At 74.1% G+C, this 15,142-nt stretch carries 13 protein-coding genes; 5 read left to right on the top strand and 8 right to left on the bottom strand.

All coding sequences use genetic code 11. From position 1 onward, the window contains the following. Positions 1 to 7: 7 nt before the first annotated feature. The gene (gene glnA, locus OKX07_RS11385; RefSeq protein WP_265628193.1) at positions 8 to 1,432 is read right to left on the bottom strand and encodes a type I glutamate--ammonia ligase; all 1,425 of its coding nucleotides are present in this window, start codon (positions 1,430 to 1,432) and stop codon (positions 8 to 10) included. A 178-nt stretch (positions 1,433 to 1,610) separates the two neighbouring features. Between glnA and OKX07_RS11380 the strand changes: the two genes are divergently transcribed. Next, positions 1,611 to 2,126: an RDD family protein gene (locus tag OKX07_RS11380; protein WP_265628192.1), complete on the top strand. Its 516-nt coding sequence runs from the start codon at positions 1,611 to 1,613 to the stop codon at positions 2,124 to 2,126. A gap of 25 nt (positions 2,127 to 2,151) precedes the next feature. Here the strand turns inward: OKX07_RS11380 and OKX07_RS11375 are convergent, their stop codons facing one another. Continuing rightward, positions 2,152 to 2,892, bottom strand: a complete 741-nt coding sequence (locus OKX07_RS11375; RefSeq protein WP_265628191.1) for a DUF4191 domain-containing protein — start codon at positions 2,890 to 2,892, stop codon at positions 2,152 to 2,154. Between the two features lie 70 nt (positions 2,893 to 2,962). After that, positions 2,963 to 3,976, bottom strand: coding sequence for a lipoyl synthase (gene lipA / locus OKX07_RS11370; RefSeq protein WP_265628190.1), 1,014 nt, complete (start codon positions 3,974 to 3,976; stop codon positions 2,963 to 2,965). Positions 3,977 to 4,139: 163 nt separating this feature from the next. Here lipA and OKX07_RS11365 point away from each other — a divergent pair, with 163 nt between their 5' ends. After that, entirely contained in the window at positions 4,140 to 4,643 is a 504-nt protein-coding gene (locus OKX07_RS11365) for a flavodoxin domain-containing protein (RefSeq protein WP_265628189.1), read from the top strand. Positions 4,644 to 4,706: 63 nt separating this feature from the next. Here OKX07_RS11365 and lipB read toward each other — a convergent pair whose 3' ends face one another. Together lipB and OKX07_RS11355 are read right to left on the bottom strand one after the other, a co-directional pair. Then, positions 4,707 to 5,396, bottom strand: a complete 690-nt coding sequence (lipB, locus tag OKX07_RS11360; RefSeq protein WP_265628188.1) for a lipoyl(octanoyl) transferase LipB — start codon at positions 5,394 to 5,396, stop codon at positions 4,707 to 4,709. Positions 5,397 to 5,406: 10 nt separating this feature from the next. Then, complete coding sequence (locus OKX07_RS11355; RefSeq protein ID WP_265628187.1) at positions 5,407 to 5,901, bottom strand: MarR family winged helix-turn-helix transcriptional regulator; 495 nt, start codon at positions 5,899 to 5,901, stop codon at positions 5,407 to 5,409. Between the two features lie 52 nt (positions 5,902 to 5,953). Here OKX07_RS11355 and OKX07_RS11350 point away from each other — a divergent pair, with 52 nt between their 5' ends. From OKX07_RS11350 to OKX07_RS11340, 3 genes are read left to right on the top strand one after another with little or no spacing between them, the layout of a single operon-like run. Then, positions 5,954 to 8,230, top strand: coding sequence for an MMPL family transporter (locus tag OKX07_RS11350; RefSeq protein ID WP_265628186.1), 2,277 nt, complete (start codon positions 5,954 to 5,956; stop codon positions 8,228 to 8,230). 20 nt (positions 8,231 to 8,250) lie between these two features. After that, the gene (locus tag OKX07_RS11345) at positions 8,251 to 9,294 is read left to right on the top strand and encodes a Gfo/Idh/MocA family oxidoreductase (RefSeq protein WP_265628185.1); all 1,044 of its coding nucleotides are present in this window, start codon (positions 8,251 to 8,253) and stop codon (positions 9,292 to 9,294) included. A gap of 53 nt (positions 9,295 to 9,347) precedes the next feature. After that, a complete protein-coding gene (locus tag OKX07_RS11340) occupies positions 9,348 to 10,748 on the top strand; it encodes a hypothetical protein (RefSeq protein WP_265628184.1) in 1,401 nt (466 codons plus the stop codon). On the opposite strand, the gene OKX07_RS11335 is transcribed toward OKX07_RS11340, so the two are convergent. From OKX07_RS11335 to lpdA, 3 genes are all read right to left on the bottom strand, one after another. Continuing rightward, positions 10,720 to 11,637 (bottom strand): TIGR01777 family oxidoreductase, encoded by a 918-nt coding sequence (locus OKX07_RS11335; protein ID WP_265628183.1) that lies wholly within the window; start codon positions 11,635 to 11,637, stop codon positions 10,720 to 10,722. The genes OKX07_RS11340 and OKX07_RS11335 overlap by 29 nt on opposite strands. Positions 11,638 to 11,751: 114 nt before the next feature. After that, entirely contained in the window at positions 11,752 to 13,605 is a 1,854-nt protein-coding gene (gene sucB, locus OKX07_RS11330; protein ID WP_265628182.1) for a 2-oxoglutarate dehydrogenase, E2 component, dihydrolipoamide succinyltransferase, read from the bottom strand. Positions 13,606 to 13,632: 27 nt separating this feature from the next. Continuing rightward, positions 13,633 to 15,015: a dihydrolipoyl dehydrogenase gene (gene lpdA / locus OKX07_RS11325; protein ID WP_265628181.1), complete on the bottom strand. Its 1,383-nt coding sequence runs from the start codon at positions 15,013 to 15,015 to the stop codon at positions 13,633 to 13,635. Positions 15,016 to 15,142: the final 127 nt, after the last annotated feature.

Raw genomic sequence — 15,142 nt, 5'->3', positions numbered from 1 at the left:
CAGCCGATCAGACGTCGTAGTAGAGCTCGAACTCGTGCGGGTGCGGGCGCAGCCGGATCGGGTCGACCTCTGCCGAGCGCTTGTAGTCGATCCACGTCTGGATGAGGTCCGGCGTGAAGACGTTGCCGGCCGTCAGGAAGTCGTGGTCGCGCTCGAGGTTGTCGAGCACCTCGGACAGCGAGCCCGGGACCTGCTGGATGAGGGCGTGCTCCTCGGGGGGCAGCTCGTACAGGTCCTTGTCGACCGGGTCCGGCGGCTCGATGCGGTTCTGGATGCCGTCGAGGCCGGCCATGAGCATGGCCGCGAACGCGAGGTACGGGTTCGACGACGGGTCCGGCACGCGGAACTCGATGCGCTTGGCCTTGGGGTTCGAGCCGGTCACCGGGATGCGGATGCACGCGGAGCGGTTGCGCGCCGAGTAGACCAGGTTGACCGGGGCCTCGTAGCCGGGCACGAGCCGGTGGTACGAGTTCACCGTCGGGTTGGTGAACGCGAGCAGCGACGGCGCGTGCTTGAGCAGGCCGCCGATGTACCAGCGGGCCATGTCGGACAGGCCGCCGTAGCCCTTCTCGTCGAAGAACAGCGGCACGCCGTCCTTCCACAGGGACTGGTGGACGTGCATGCCCGAGCCGTTGTCACCGAACAGGGGCTTCGGCATGAAGGTCGCCGTGCGCCCGTTCTCGTGCGCGACGTTCTTCACGACGTACTTGAACAGCATGACCTTGTCCGCCGACTTGGCGAGCGTGTCGAAGCGGTAGTTGATCTCGGCCTGGCCGGCGGTCCCCACCTCGTGGTGCGCGCGCTCGACCTGCAGGCCGAGGTCGTCGAGCATCAGCGAGATCTGGTCGCGCAGGTCCGAGAAGTGGTCGACCGGCGACACGGGGAAGTAGCCGCCCTTGTAGGGCGTCTTGTGGCCGAGGTTGCCACCCTCCTCCTTGCGGCCGGTGTTCCACGCCGCCTCGATGGAGTCGATGTAGTAGAACGACGCGTCCTGTCGGGTCTGGAACCGGATGTCGTCGAAGATGTAGAACTCGGCCTCGGGCGCGAAGAACGCGGTGTCCGCGATGCCGGTCGACTTCAGGTACGCCTCGGCCTTCGCGGCGACCTGGCGCGGGTCGCGGCTGTAGGGCTCGTCGGTGTACGGGTCCACGATGTGGAAGTTGATGTTGAGGGTCTTCTCGACGCGGAACGGGTCGATGTACGCCGTCGTCACGTCGGCCATCAGCTTCATGTCCGACTCGTGGATCGCCTGGAAGCCGCGGATCGAGGACCCGTCGAACATCTGGCCGTCGGTGAAGAAGTCCATGTCCAGCGAGGGGGCCGGCACGTTGAAGTGCTGCATCACACCCGGCAGGTCACAGAACCGCACGTCGACGAACTTGACGTCCTCGCTCCTGATGTACGCCAGGACTTCCTCCGGCTTCGTGAACATCCGCTGCTCCTCGGTCGATGACGCCCGGTCGTCCCGGGCACGGCTGAGGCTAGGAGGGCAGGGTTTCCCTGCCGTGGCCCCGATGTTTCCGGGACGTTACGGAGCCGGGTGGGATGTAACGATCGCGCGAACGAACCGGCGCGCCGGGTGACGACGACGGCCGCCGTAGGCTGAGGGCATGGCGTCGCGCGACTCGGTGGGATCGTGGCTCGAGGGCGGTCCCGGCGGCCGAGACGGCGACGGGACCGGCCACGGCGCGCGTCTCGGTCTGCCCGACGCGGGACGCGGGTCGATGGCACGGCTGGGTCGCCGGGTCCTGGCGCTGACCGTCGACTGGGTGGCGTGCCTCGCGATCGCGGCCGTGCTGCTGCCCGAGCGCGCCGACGGGCCGTTCCTGCTGCGCGGCGACCCCCTGGGCACCCTGGCCGTCTTCGCGGTCGAGAACGTCGTGCTCGTCGCCACCCTCGGCCACACGCTGGGCCACCGGCTGCTCGGGCTCCAGGTGCGACGCGTCGTCCGCGCCGCGGGCGTCCCGCGCGTCGCGGCGCCGACGCTCGCACCTGGCGCCCCGGGTCCCGTCGCGGCCCTGCTGCGCACGTTCCTGCTGTGCCTGGTCCTGCCCGCCGTGGTGTGGGACGGCGACGGGCGCGGGATGCACGACCGCGCGGCCGGGACGGTGCTCGTCCGCCGCTGACGGCCGGACCCGGCCCGTGCGGGCGTCAGCGCCCGCGCATCCCCTTGCGGTCGGGACGCGCGCGCATCGGGTCGACGCCCTTGGGGACGGGCAGCTTGGCCACGCCGAGCGACGTGACGCGGCGCAGCACGACGGCCACCTCGTCCTTGGTGAGCTGCGGCTTGAGCTTGGTCACCGCGCGGGGGAGCCGGCGCAGCTCGACCTGGCCCTCGCCGTCGCCGACCTGGATGAGGTGGATGGGGGCACCGGACACGACGCGGGCCGTGCGCTTGCGCTCGGCCTCGAGCAGCTTGCCGATGCGGTGCGGGGGACCCTCGCCGACCAGCACGACACCGGGGCGACCCACGCCCCGGAACACGAGGTCCTGGGTCCGGGGGTCGGCGGCGACCGGCTCCTGCGTGAAGGTCCAGCCACGCCGCAGGGTGCCCAGCGCCGCGAGCGACGCCCCCGGCTGCCCCTCGATGCGGGTGTACGCGGCGGTCTCCGCCCGGCGTGCGAGCACGAACATGCCGCCGAGCACGGCGAACGGCACGCTCAGCACCAGCACGTACACCAGCTGGTCGAGGAGCAGGCCGACGACGACGCCCAGGGCGACGATGCCGACGAACACGCCGAGGATGATCCAGGTGACCGCCGGGTCGGACTGCCGGGTCACCTGGTAGGCCTGCCAGACCTGGTGGTACCAGCGGGTCTTGCGGACCTTCCCGCCGCTCGGCGCCGTGCCCGGTGCCGAGCCCTGCGGGGACGTGGAGCGCTCGCGTGCCATGACCCGGGAGTCTACCGGCGCGGCGGGCCTCCCACGGCCCGGGTCCCGCCCGGGTGCGCGAGCGGGGGTGTCAGAGCGCGGCGCTGCGGGCGAGCAGCGACGACGCCTCCTGGCGTGACGTCGCCGGCTCGCCCAGGTGCGCGAGCGCGTCGGGGATCGGCAGGCCGCGGCGACGCATCGCCTGGCCCCACAGCCGCCCCGCGCGGTACGAGGAGCGCACCAGCGGACCCGACATGACACCGAGGAAGCCGATGCGCTCGGCCTCGTCGGACAGCTCGACGAACTCCTCGGGGCGCACCCACCGGTCGACCGGGTGGTGGCGCACCGACGGTCGCAGGTACTGGTTGATGGTGACGAGGTCGCAGCCCGCGTCCCGCAGGGCGTGCAGCGCCTCGACGACCTCCTCGGTCGTCTCGCCCATGCCGAGGATGAGGTTGGACTTGGTCACCAGGCCGGCGTCGCGCGCCCGCGTCAGCACCGACAGGGAGCGCTCGTAGCGGAACGCGGGGCGGATCTGCTTGAAGATCCGCGGCACGGTCTCGAGGTTGTGCGCCAGCACCTCGGGGCGGGACTCGTTGACCGCGTCGAGCAGCTCGGGGACCGCGTTGAAGTCGGGGATCAGCAGCTCGACGCCCGTGCCCGGGTTCAGGGCGTGGATCTGGCGGACCGTCTCGGCGTACAGCCACGCGCCGCCGTCGGGCAGGTCGTCGCGGGCGACGCCCGTGATCGTCGAGTACTTCAGGCCCATCGCCTGGACGGACTCCGCGACACGGCGCGGCTCGTCGGTGTCGAGGTCCGCCGGCTTGCCGGTGTCGATCTGGCAGAAGTCGCAGCGGCGCGTGCACTGGTCACCACCGATGAGGAAGGTGGCCTCGCGGTCCTCCCAGCACTCGAAGATGTTGGGGCAGCCCGCCTCCTCGCACACGGTGTGCAGCCCCTCGCGGCGCACGAGGCTCTTGAGCTCGCTGTACTCCGGGCCGGTGGTCGCGCGCGTGCGGATCCACTCCGGCTTCTTCTCGATCGGGGTGGCGGCGTTGCGCGCCTCCACCCGGAGCATCCGTCGTCCCTCGGGTGCGATCGTCACCCGGCCACACTAGCCCGCCGGTCCCGCCCCGGCGCTGCCCGGCGGGTGTGACGGGGACCTCTGTCCCGCGCGGTGCGGCGGGCCGCGCGGCACGCTGGGAGGAGCCGCTCGGACCCGGCGGGTCGACGACTCCGCGACGACCGGCACTCGAGGGGGTGGCACGATGCGCGTCCTGGTGACGGTCGCGTCGCGGCATGGTGCGACGCGCGAGATGGGGACCGAGGTCGCGGCGCAGCTGCGCGCGGCCGGGCACGACGTCGACGAGATCGACCCGGACGACGTCGAGCACGTCGAGCCGTACGACGCCGCCGTGCTGGGCTCCGCCGTGTACGTGGGACGCCTGGCGCTCGGGCTGCGCGACCTGGTCGACCGGCAGGCCGGTCAGCTGCGGCAGCGGCCCGTCTGGCTGTTCTGGTCCGGCCCGGTCGGTGACCCGCCGGTGCCCGCGACGACGCCGGACGACGTGACCGACATCGCGCGGACGGTCGGTGCGCGTGACGTCGCGGTGTTCGCCGGCCGGCTGGACCGGGACGGGCTCAACATCTCCGAGCGCGCGCTCGTGGCCCTGACCCGCGCCGAGACGGGGGACTTCCGCGACCTCGAGGCCGTGCGGACGTGGTCGCAGGAGATCGTGCGGGCCCTGCGCTCGGTCGAGCAGGGCGTCTAGCGCGCGCAGGGCGTCTAGCGCGCGCAGGCCGTCCAGCTCGACGGCATGACCAGGCCGCGGCCGTCAGTGCCGGGCGGTCGCCGCGTGACGGGCCGCGAGCAGCGGGCCGAGCGTGTCCTGCAGGTGCGCGACGACCAGGGGCGTCGCCTCGGCGATCGTGACGTCCCGGCCCGCCTCGGCGGACAGCGTCGTGACGTCGGCGTCGTCGATGCCGCAGGGCACGATGCGGGAGTACCAGTCGAGCGACGCGGTGCAGTTCAGGGCGAAGCCGTGCATGGTCGTGCCCCGCGCGACGCGGACGCCGATCGCCGCGACCTTGCGGGCGCGTCGTCCCGCCCGATGGGCCGGGTCGACAGGGTCCGCCGGCAGCCAGACCCCGCTGCGGCCCTCGACGCGCTCGGTGGTGACGCCCAGGTCCGCGCACGCGCGGATGAGCGCCTCCTCGAGGGCGCGGACGTACCGCACGACGTCGACGGGCTCGGCCAGGCGGACGATCGGGTACCCGACGAGCTGTCCGGGACCGTGCCACGTGATGCGGCCTCCGCGGTCGACGTCGACGACGGGCGTCCCGTCGACGGGACGGTCGGCACGGGCGGTCCGCCGTCCCGCGGTGTAGACGGGTTCGTGCTCCACGAGCAGCAGGGTGTCCTCGCGCTCGCCCGCGGCCACCGCGGCGTGGACCTCGCGCTGCAGCTCCCAGGTGGGCTCGTACGGCTGCAGCCGGGTGCCGAGCTCGAGCGGTTCGACGTGCATGGTCGTCAGGTTAGGCCCTCGTGGTCGGTGGACGGCCGGCGTCGTCCGGCGCGCGCGCCGGCTCCGGGAGCAGGTTCAAGGGCTCGATCACCTCGCGCAGCAGGTCCTCGAGCAGCGCGCGGCGCTCCGGCGGGAGGTGGCCGAGGACGGCGTCCTGAGCGGGGTGGGGGTCCGCGCACGCCAGGAGCGCGGCCGTGCCGGCTGGCGTGATCGCGATGACGTGCCGGCGGCGGTCCCGGTCGTGCGGGCGTCGGGTGACGTAGCCCGTGCGCTCGAGGCGGGCGACGACGCGGCTCATCGTCTGCTCGGTGACGCCGCACGCGTCCGCGAGCTGGCGCTGCGACATCGGGTGCGCGGTGACGTGGACGAGGACGGGCATGCTCGCGTGGTTGAGCTCCCACGACGCGAGGTGGGAGTCCCAGGCGCGCTCGATCCGACGGGCCACCGCGGACAGCAGCCGGCCCACGGGCCAGTGGTCCGGAGGCGGGGCCTGCTCCGTGCTCACGCGTCGTCCTCCTGGGTTGCCGTGCCGCCGACGCTCGTCCATGATACTCAGCATGCTGAGGAATCCCGTGGCCCGTGCGGTCGCCGTCGCCGTCGTGCTCGTCGTCTGGATGGGACTGGCGTCCGTGGGCGGCGCGGCCCAGGGCAAGCTGTCCCAGGTCCAGACCAACGACTCCGCGGCGTTCCTGCCGTCGTCGGCGCAGTCCACGCTGGCGGCCGAGGCCTCCCGCGAGTTCGTCGACACGCAGACCCTACCCGCGCTCGTCGTCCTGGCCCCTGCCGACGGGGGTGACGTCACCCCCGCGCAGATCGAGGCCGCCGCCGCGTTCGCCGCCGACATCCCGGACCTGCCGGTGGGGGACGGCACGTGGGCCGACCACCTCGTCGGCGACGTCGCTGCCGTCCCCTCGCAGGACGGCGCCGCGATCCTCCTCGCGGTGCCCTTCGACGCGGAGTCCGCCGAGATCCTCGTCGAGGAGGAGTCGCTCACCACCCTCCTCGTCACCGACCTGCGCGCAGCGCTCGCCGACGACCTCGACGCCACCGCGTCGTCGTCCGGCGACCTCGGGCTGGAGGCCTGGGTCACCGGCCCCGCCGGGTTCATCGCCGACCTCGGCACCGCGTTCGCCGGCATCGACGGACTGCTGCTGCTCGTCGCGCTCGGTGCCGTGCTGCTCATCCTCGTCGTCGTCTACCGCTCGCCGATCCTGCCGCTGGTCGTCATCTTCACGGCCGTCTTCGCGCTCGCGCTGGCCGGTCTCGTCGTCTACGAGCTCGCCGACGCCGGCGTCCTCGTCCTCAACGGCCAGGCCCAGGGCATCCTCTCGATCCTCGTCGTGGGCGCCGCGGTCGACTACTCGTTGCTGCTGGTCGCGCGCTACCGCGAGGAGCTGCGGCACGTCGACCACCCCGCCGACGCCATGCGCGTCGCCTGGCGCCAGTCGCTCGAGCCCATCGCGGCGAGCGCCGGCACCGTGGTGGCGGGTCTGCTCTGCCTCCTGCTGTCCGACCTCGCGTCGAACCGCAGCCTGGGTCCCGTGGCCGCCATCGGCATCGGTGCCGCGCTGCTCGCCGCCCTTACGCTGCTCCCGGCGATCCTCCTGGTGGCCGGTCGGCGCTCGCGGGCGCTCTTCTGGCCGCGCGCGCCGCGGCACGTCGTGACGCCCGTGACCGGGGCGGCCACGCACGGCGAGCACGCGGGCGCCGTCGCGCCCGCTGCGGCCGACGTCGCCGAGGGCACCGGCCTGTGGGCCCGCTGGGCACGGTTCGTCGCGCGTCGCGCGCGCCCCGTCTGGATCCTCAGTGCGGCGGCCCTGCTGCTCGCGGCGGTGTTCGTGCCGACGTTCCGCGCCGGCGGCACGAGCCAGACCGACGTGTTCCTCACGGCCGTCGACTCGGTCGCGGGGGAGGAGGTGCTCGCCGAGCACTTCCCTGCCGGGGCCGTCCAGCCGGCCGTCGTCGTCGTGCCCGAGGGGGACGCCGACGCGGTCGTCGCGGCAGCGGAGGGCGTCGAGGGTGTCGCGTCGGCCGCCCCGTACACCGGTGCACCCGCAGGTGCACCCGGCGGCGCCGGGGCCCCGCCGGTCGTCGTCGACGGCCGGGTCCGGGTCGACGTCGTCACCGACGCACCCTCCGACAGCCAGGAGGCGGTCGACACCGTCGCCGACCTGCGCGAGGCCGTCGCGGCCGTGGCACCGGACGCCCTCGTCGGCGGACCCGCCGCCGAGACGCTCGACACGCAGATCGCCAGCGAGCGCGACCTGCGCGTGATCGTGCCGGTCGTCCTGGTCGTGATCCTGCTCATCCTCACGCTGCTGCTGCGCTCGGTGGTGGCGGGTCTGCTGCTCATGGGCGCGAACGTGCTGTCGTTCGGCGCGACGATCGGCATCTCCGCGCTGGTCTTCGACCACGTGCTGGACTGGCCCGACGCCGACCCGGTCGTGCCGCTGTACGGGTTCGTGTTCCTCGTCGCCCTCGGCGTCGACTACTCGATCTTCCTCATGACCCGCGTGCGGGAGGAGTCGCTGGTCGTCGGGACACGCCAGGGCGTCACCCGGGGCCTGGCGGTCACGGGCGGGGTCATCACGTCCGCCGGCCTGGTGCTCGCGACGACGTTCGCGGCCCTGGCGGTCATCCCGCTGCTCTTCCTGGCGCAGCTCGCGTTCATCGTGGCGCTCGGCGTGCTGATCGACACCTTCGTGGTGCGCAGCCTGCTCGTGCCCGGGCTCGTGCACGACCTGGGCCCGCGGACGTGGTGGCCGAGCCCGTTGTCGCGGCGTCCGGAGCACGGCGCCCACGCCGCGCCCGCCGCGCAGGCGACCACCGGCTGACACCCTCCTAGAGTGGCGGCATGGAGCCGCTGCGCATCGGTCTGGTCGGGTACGGCGGAGCTGGTCGGGGGATCCACGCCCGTCTCGCGCGCGAGACGGGGCAGCGGGTCGTCGCGGTCGTCACACGCGCCCGCGGGGACCAGGTCGCGGCCGACTGGCCGGACGCGCGCGTCGTGCCCGACGTGGACGCGCTGCTCGCGGACCCCCACGACCTCGACCTCGTCGTCGTCGCGAGCCCCACGGGTGACCACGCCGCGCACGTGCGCGCAGCGCTCGAGGCCGACGTGCCCGTGCTGGTGGACAAGCCGCTCGCGACGACACGCGTCCAGGCCGCGGCGCTGGTGCGCCTGGCGTCCGAGCGCGGGGGCCGGCTCACGGTGTTCCAGAACCGCCGCTGGGACCCCGAGCAGCTCACGCTGCGCGGCCTGCTCGCCGCCGGGACGCTGGGCCGGGTGCACCGCTTCGAGCGGCGCTGGGAGAGGTTCCGGCCCGAGCCGCAGCAGCGGTGGAAGGAGCAGGACCCGGTCGCCGGCGGGCTGCTGCTCGACCTCGGTGCGCACCTCGTCGACTCCGCCGTCGACCTCTTCGGGCCCGTGCGGCGTGTGCACGCCGAGCTGCGCGCCCTGACGACGCCGGCGCTCGACGACGTGTTCCTCGCGCTCGAGCACGCGCCCGACGGCGACGGTCACCACGTGGTGTCGCACCTGTGGGCCGGTGGCCTCGTCGGGGCCCCGGGCCCGCGCACACGCGTCCTCGGTGAGCGTGGCGCCTACCTGGTGACGAGCTACGAGGGGGAGCCGTCGCCGTTCTCCGTCCTCGACGACGAGCCCGTCACGGGCGACGCCGGCGGCGCGGCCCACGAGGGCTGGCTGGTGCGTGGCGCCGAGCGCACCGCCGTGCCCCGCGCCCCGGGCGGGCACGCCGACCTCTACCGGGCCGTGCAGCGCTGGGTGCTCGCCGACGGAGCCGTGCCGGTCGACCCGGCGGACGCCGTGGCGACCGCGCGCGTGCTCGACGCCGCCCGCGTCGCCGCCGAGACCGGGGTCGCGCAGCTCCTCGACTGAGTGCCTGTGGACGGCGCGCCCGCGCGACCCGTCCTGCGGTGTTGGATGACGGCGTGCACACCGCCGCCCCGCCACCGGACGACGTGACCCGCCTCCTGCAGGCCCACGGCACGCGCGTCGCCTCGGCCGTCGGGACGGACGGGTCGTGGTGGGTGGCGCGGCCGGTCGACGGCGAGGCCGGGCCGTGGCTCGAGGTGCTCGTCGCCGACGTCCCGGTGGACGGCACCCTCGCCGCGCGCGCCGGTGCGCTCACCGGCCTCGACCACCCGCACCTCGCCCGCGTCCTGGCCGTCGAGCCGCTCGGGCCGGGGCGCGTCGCCCTGGTCTGCGAGCACGTGCCGGGCCCGACGCTCGCGGCCGTGCGTGCCGCCCGTCCGCCGCTCGCCGACGGCGAGGTCGTCACGGTCGCGGTGCCGGTCGCTCAGGCGCTCGAGGCCCTGCACGCGCAGGGCCTCGCGCACGGCGCCGTCGGCGCCGACCGGGTGGTGCTGCGTCCCGGTGGGGTGCCCGTGCTGGTCGACCTGCGGGGCGCGCTGCGCGGGGTCGGCACCGCTACGGGCGACGTGCACCGCCTCGTCGCGACGCTGCTGGGGCTCATGCCGCCGCTCGACGCGCACCTGGCCGCCGGGATCGAGGACGCCGTGCGCCTGCGCGACGCGCTCGAGGCGCTGCTGCGGGGACGCGCCGCACCGGACGAGCTCGTCGACGCCGTCTTCGCGGTCGCGGTGGCCGAGCCGGTGCAGGTGCCCGACGCCGACGAGCTCGCGGGCGCTCAGGTGGCGCTGGAGACGGGACGCAGCGGTGCACCGCGCACGGCTGCGGCGCCGACGCTCCCTGCCCGTCGCCCGCGCCGCGAGCCGTCCCGTCGTCGGTGGTGGCCCGTCGTGGGCGGCGTCGCCGCTGTGCTGGTCGTCGGTGCGGCCGCCCTGGTCGTCCGGGCGCTGCCCGACGCCCCCGACCCGTCCGCGACGGCGCCGACGACGGTCGCCGGGGGCACGACCGGGCCGAGCCCCGCCCCTGCACCCCCGCAGGGCGCTGCGGACGAGGCCGCCCGGCTGACCGACCGGCAGGACCCGGCGGGTGCCGCGGTGGCGCTGACACGGCTGCGGACCGCGGCCCTCGCGGACGCCGACGCGGTCGGGGTCGCGGCGGTCGAGGTCCCGGGGTCCCCGGCGCTCGCGGCGGACGACGCGCTCGTCGGCCGGCTCGCGGGTGCACGCAGCGAGGGGCTCACGACGGACGTGACCGCGGCTGCCGCGACCGGCACGACGCCCGACGGTGACGTGACGGTCGAGGTGACGTCGACGACGAGCGCGCACGTGCGGGTCGCGGCGACGGGGGAGCGGACCCAGGTTGCCGCGACGGAGCCGAGCACCGTCGCGCTGGTGCTGCGCTGGACCGACGCCGGGTGGCGCGTCTGGGACGTCAGGGAGCCCGGCGGCCCGACGCCCTGAGCCAGTGCGCCACGTCCGTGGCCGTCCCGTGCAGCGGGATAAACCCGGACTCTCGCAGCACCGCCGGGTCCGCGTTGATCGACCCGAGCGCCTCGGAGGAGAAGTCGCGCAGCGCGAGGCGCAGCGCGGGAGCCGGGACGGGGACGGTCACCCGGGCGCCCCATGCCAGCCGCAGCGCCTGCACGAGGTCGGCGTGCCGGTCCGCGCGCGCGACGAGGTTCGCCGGGCCGTGCACGGGTGCCGTCAGCAGGTGCTCGATCGCGCGTACCTCGTCGAGCAGGCTGATCCAGCTCCAGAACTGCCGTCCCGACCCGAGCCGGGTCGCGACGCCGGCGCGCAACGGCAGCAGCAGCGGGGCGGCCGCACCACCGTCCGGGCTCAGGACGATGCCGGTGCGCAGGAGCACGACGCGGACGCCCGCGTCCTGCGCGGGCACGGTGGCCGCCTCCCACCGGCGCACGACGCCGGCGAAGAACGTGTCACCGAGCGGCTCGTCCTCCGTCAGGAGCGTGTCCCCGCGGTCCCCGTAGGCGCCGATGCCCGAGGCCTGCAGCAGCACGCGCGGCGCGCGGCCAGGGTCCTGCGAGGCGAGGCCCGCGAGCGTCCGGGCGAGGAGACCGGCGGTCTGCACGCGGGAGGTGACGACCTCCCGCTTGCGTGCGGCGGTGAGCGGCCGGGACGCGACGTTGACGCCCGCCAGGTCGACGACGGCGTCGCACGAGGCGACGACAGCCGTGTCGATGTCGCCCGCCACCGGGTCCCACGCCGCTTCCTCGGGACCGCGCGGGTCCCGGCGGACGAGCCGGACGACGTCGTGGCCGCGCTCACGCAGGTGCGGCACGAGCGACGAACCGACGAGGCCGGACGACCCGGCGACGAGCACGCGCATGCGGGTCACCCTAGCCGCGCGCCGTCCTCGCGGCCCGGTGACCGGTGCGGGCGCGGAAGCCACGACGCGGGGCCGCCCACCCGAAGGTGGACGGCCCCGCGTGACGTGCGTGCGTCAGAGGCCGATCTCGGCCTCGAACGCGCCCTCCTCGAGGCGGTTCTTCACCGCGGTGAGGTAGCGCGACGCGTCCGCGCCGTCGACCAGGCGGTGGTCGTAGGACAGGCACAGGTAGCACATCGACCGGATGGCGATGACGTCCTCGCCGTCCGCACCCTTGATGACGACGGGGCGCTTGACGATCGAGCCGGTGCCGAGGATCGCGGACGTGCCGCCCGGGACGATGGGGGTGTCGATGATCGCGCCGCCCGACCCGGTGTTGGTGACCGTGAACGTGGCACCGGACAGCTCGTCCGGCGTCACCTTGTTGGCCCGGGTGCGGGTTGCGAGGTCGGCGATCTTGCGCGAGATGCCGGCGATGTTGAGGTCGCCCGCGTCGCGGATGACCGGCACGACCAGGCCGCGCTCGGTGTCGACCGCGATGCCGACGTTCTCCTGGGCGTGGTACGTGATCGTCGAGCCCTCGAGCACCCCGTTGACCTTGGGGTACGCCTTGAGCGCCTCGATCGCGGCCTGCACGAAGAACGGCAGGAACGTGAGGTTGACGCCCTCGCGCGCCTTGAAGTCGTCCTTCGCACGGGCGCGCAGCCGGGCGATCTTGGTGACGTCGACCTCGACGACCGTGGTGAGCTGCGCCTGCGAGTGCAGGGCCTCGACCATGCGCTCGGCGATGATCTGGCGCAGCCGGCTGGCCTTCTCGGTCGTGCCGCGCAGCGGCGAGACCGCGGCCGGTGTCGCCTTCGCGGACGCCGGTGCTGCGGCCGCCGGGGCGGGCGCTGCCTTGGCTGCCTTCGCGGCCTCGGCTGCCTTGCGGGCCTCCTCGGCCTTCGCGGCGGCCTCGAGCACGTCCTCCTTGCGGATCCGCCCGCCGACGCCGGTGCCGGTGAGGGTCGCGACGTCCACGCCCTTCTCGGACGCCAGCTTGCGGACCAGCGGCGTGAGGTAGGACCCGCCCGCGGTGGCCGGCGGTGCGGACGCGGGCTGCGCGGCGGCCTGCTGCGCGGTGGCCGCCTCCTGCGCGGCAGGTGCGGGCTGTGCGGCTGCGGGGGCCTGCTCGGTCTCCGGCGCGGGAGCCTCGTACCCGGAGGCGTCCTGCGACGCGGGCTGCTCGTCCGCCGGCTGCTCGCTCGGCTGCTCGCTCGGCTGCTCGGGTGCAGCCGGCTGCTCCGCGGCGGGCGCTGCGGCTCCGGACCCCACGATCGCGAGGACGGCGCCGACCTCGACGGTCTCGTCCTCCTGCACGCGGATCTCCTGCAGGGTCCCGGCGACCGGCGACGGGATCTCGGTGTCGACCTTGTCGGTCGAGATCTCGAGCAGGGGCTCGTCGACGGCGACCTCGTCGCCGACGGCCTTGAGCCACCGCGTGACCGTCCCCTCGGTGACCGACTCGCCGAGCGCCGGGAGGGTGACCTCCTGGCCGCCCCCGCCGCCCGACGACGTGGCTGGTGCCGGGGCGTCCTCGTGCTCCTCGGTGGACTGCTGGGGCGCCTGCTCGGCCGCGGGCTCCTCGGCGGGTGCCTGCTGCTCGGGCTCGGCGGCCTGCTCGGCCTGCTCCGGCTGCGCGTCCTGCGCCGGCGCCTGCTGCTCGGCGGAGCCGGCGTCGTCGGCACCCGCGCCGGAGCCGATGACGGCCAGCGTCGCGCCGACCTCGACGGTCTCGTCCTCCTGGACGAGGATCTGCTCGAGCACCCCCGCGACAGGTGACGGGATCTCGGTGTCGACCTTGTCGGTCGAGATCTCGAGCAGGGGCTCGTCGACCGCGACGGTGTCGCCGACGTTCTTCAGCCAGCGGGTGACGGTGCCTTCGGTGACGGACTCACCCAGCGCGGGAAGCTGCACGTTCTCGGACATGACCGCTCTGTCTCCTTCGATCCTGGGTCAGTTGTGGGCGTGCAGCGGCTTGCCGGCGAGCGCGAGGAACGCCTCACCGAGAGCCTCGTTCTGCGTGGGGTGCGCGTGGACCAGCTGCGCGACGTCCTCCGGGTAGGCCTCCCAGTTGACGATGAGCTGGCCCTCGCCGATGAGCTCGCCGACGCGCGCGCCGATCATGTGCACACCGACGACGGGGCCGTCCTTCTTGCGGACGAGCTTGATGAACCCCTGGGTCGCGAGGATCTGGCTCTTGCCGTTCCCGCCGAGGTTGTACTCGAGCACCTCGACCGCGTCGTCGCCGTACAGCTCCTTGGCGCGCTTCTCGGTGACGCCGACCGACCCCACCTCGGGGTCGGAGTAGGTCACGCGCGGGATCCCGGACTCCTCGATGAGCGGCGGGTTGAGGCCCGCGATCTGCTCGGCGACGAAGATGCCCTGCTGGAAGCCGCGGTGCGCGAGCTGCAGGCCGGGGACGATGTCGCCGACCGCGTAGATGTTGGCCACGCCGGTGTGCAGGCGCTCGTCGGTGATGACGAAGCCGCGGTCCAGCGTGATGCCCTGCTCCTCGTAGCCCAGGCCCGAGGTGCTCGGCCCGCGGCCGACGGCGACGAGCAGGAGGTCGGCGTCGAACGTCTTGCCGTCCTCGAGCGTGACGTGGACACCGTCGTCGTCCTGCGTGACACCGGAGAACCGGACGCCGAGGTGGAAGCCGATGCCGCGCTTGCGGAACGCCCGCTCGAAGGCCTTGGAGATGACCTCCTCCTCGTTGGGCACGAGGTGGGGGAGCGCCTCGATGATCGTGACGTCGGCACCGAAGGAGCGCCACACGCTGGCGAACTCCGAGCCGATGACGCCGCCGCCGAGAACGATCGCCGAGCGGGGCACGTAGTCGAGCGTGAGGGCCTGGTCCGAGGTCATGACCCGGCCGCCGATCTCCAGGCCGGGCAGCGAGCGGGCGTACGAGCCGGTCCCGAGCACGATGTGCTCGCCGGTCAGCGTGCGGTCCCCGACCTGGACGGTGTTCGTGCCGGTCAGCGTGCCGTAGCCCTCGACGACCTCGATCTTGCGGGACTTGACGAGCCCCTGGAGCCCCTTGTAGAGGCGGCCGATCACGGAGTCCTTGTACTGGTTCACGCCGGTCATGTCGATGCGCTCGAGGTGGGTGTGCACACCGAAGTGCGCACCCTCGCGGGCGTTGTCGGCCAGCTCGGCCGCGTGCAGGAGGGCCTTGGTGGGGATGCAGCCGCGGTGCAGGCAGGTGCCCCCCACCTTGTCGGCCTCGACCAGGGCGACGGTCTTGCCCAGCTCGGCGGCGCGGAGCGCGGCCGCGTAGCCGCCACTGCCTCCGCCCAGGACGACGATGTCGAAAGCGGTGCCGGTCTCGGCCACGTGCGCACTCCTTGCATGCTCGGTCGGCAAGCGGGGGGATTCGGGCTGCCGCCCCATCCTGTCATCCCCTCCCCACCGGGACGAACCGGCTAGCACATCGCGGGGTGTGAGTCCCGTGACAGTCGTC

The sequence above is a fragment of the Cellulomonas sp. S1-8 genome (genome assembly GCF_026184235.1).
GTDB lineage: Bacteria > Actinomycetota > Actinomycetes > Actinomycetales > Cellulomonadaceae > Cellulomonas.
This window is presented reverse-complemented; position numbering and strand designations above follow the sequence as displayed.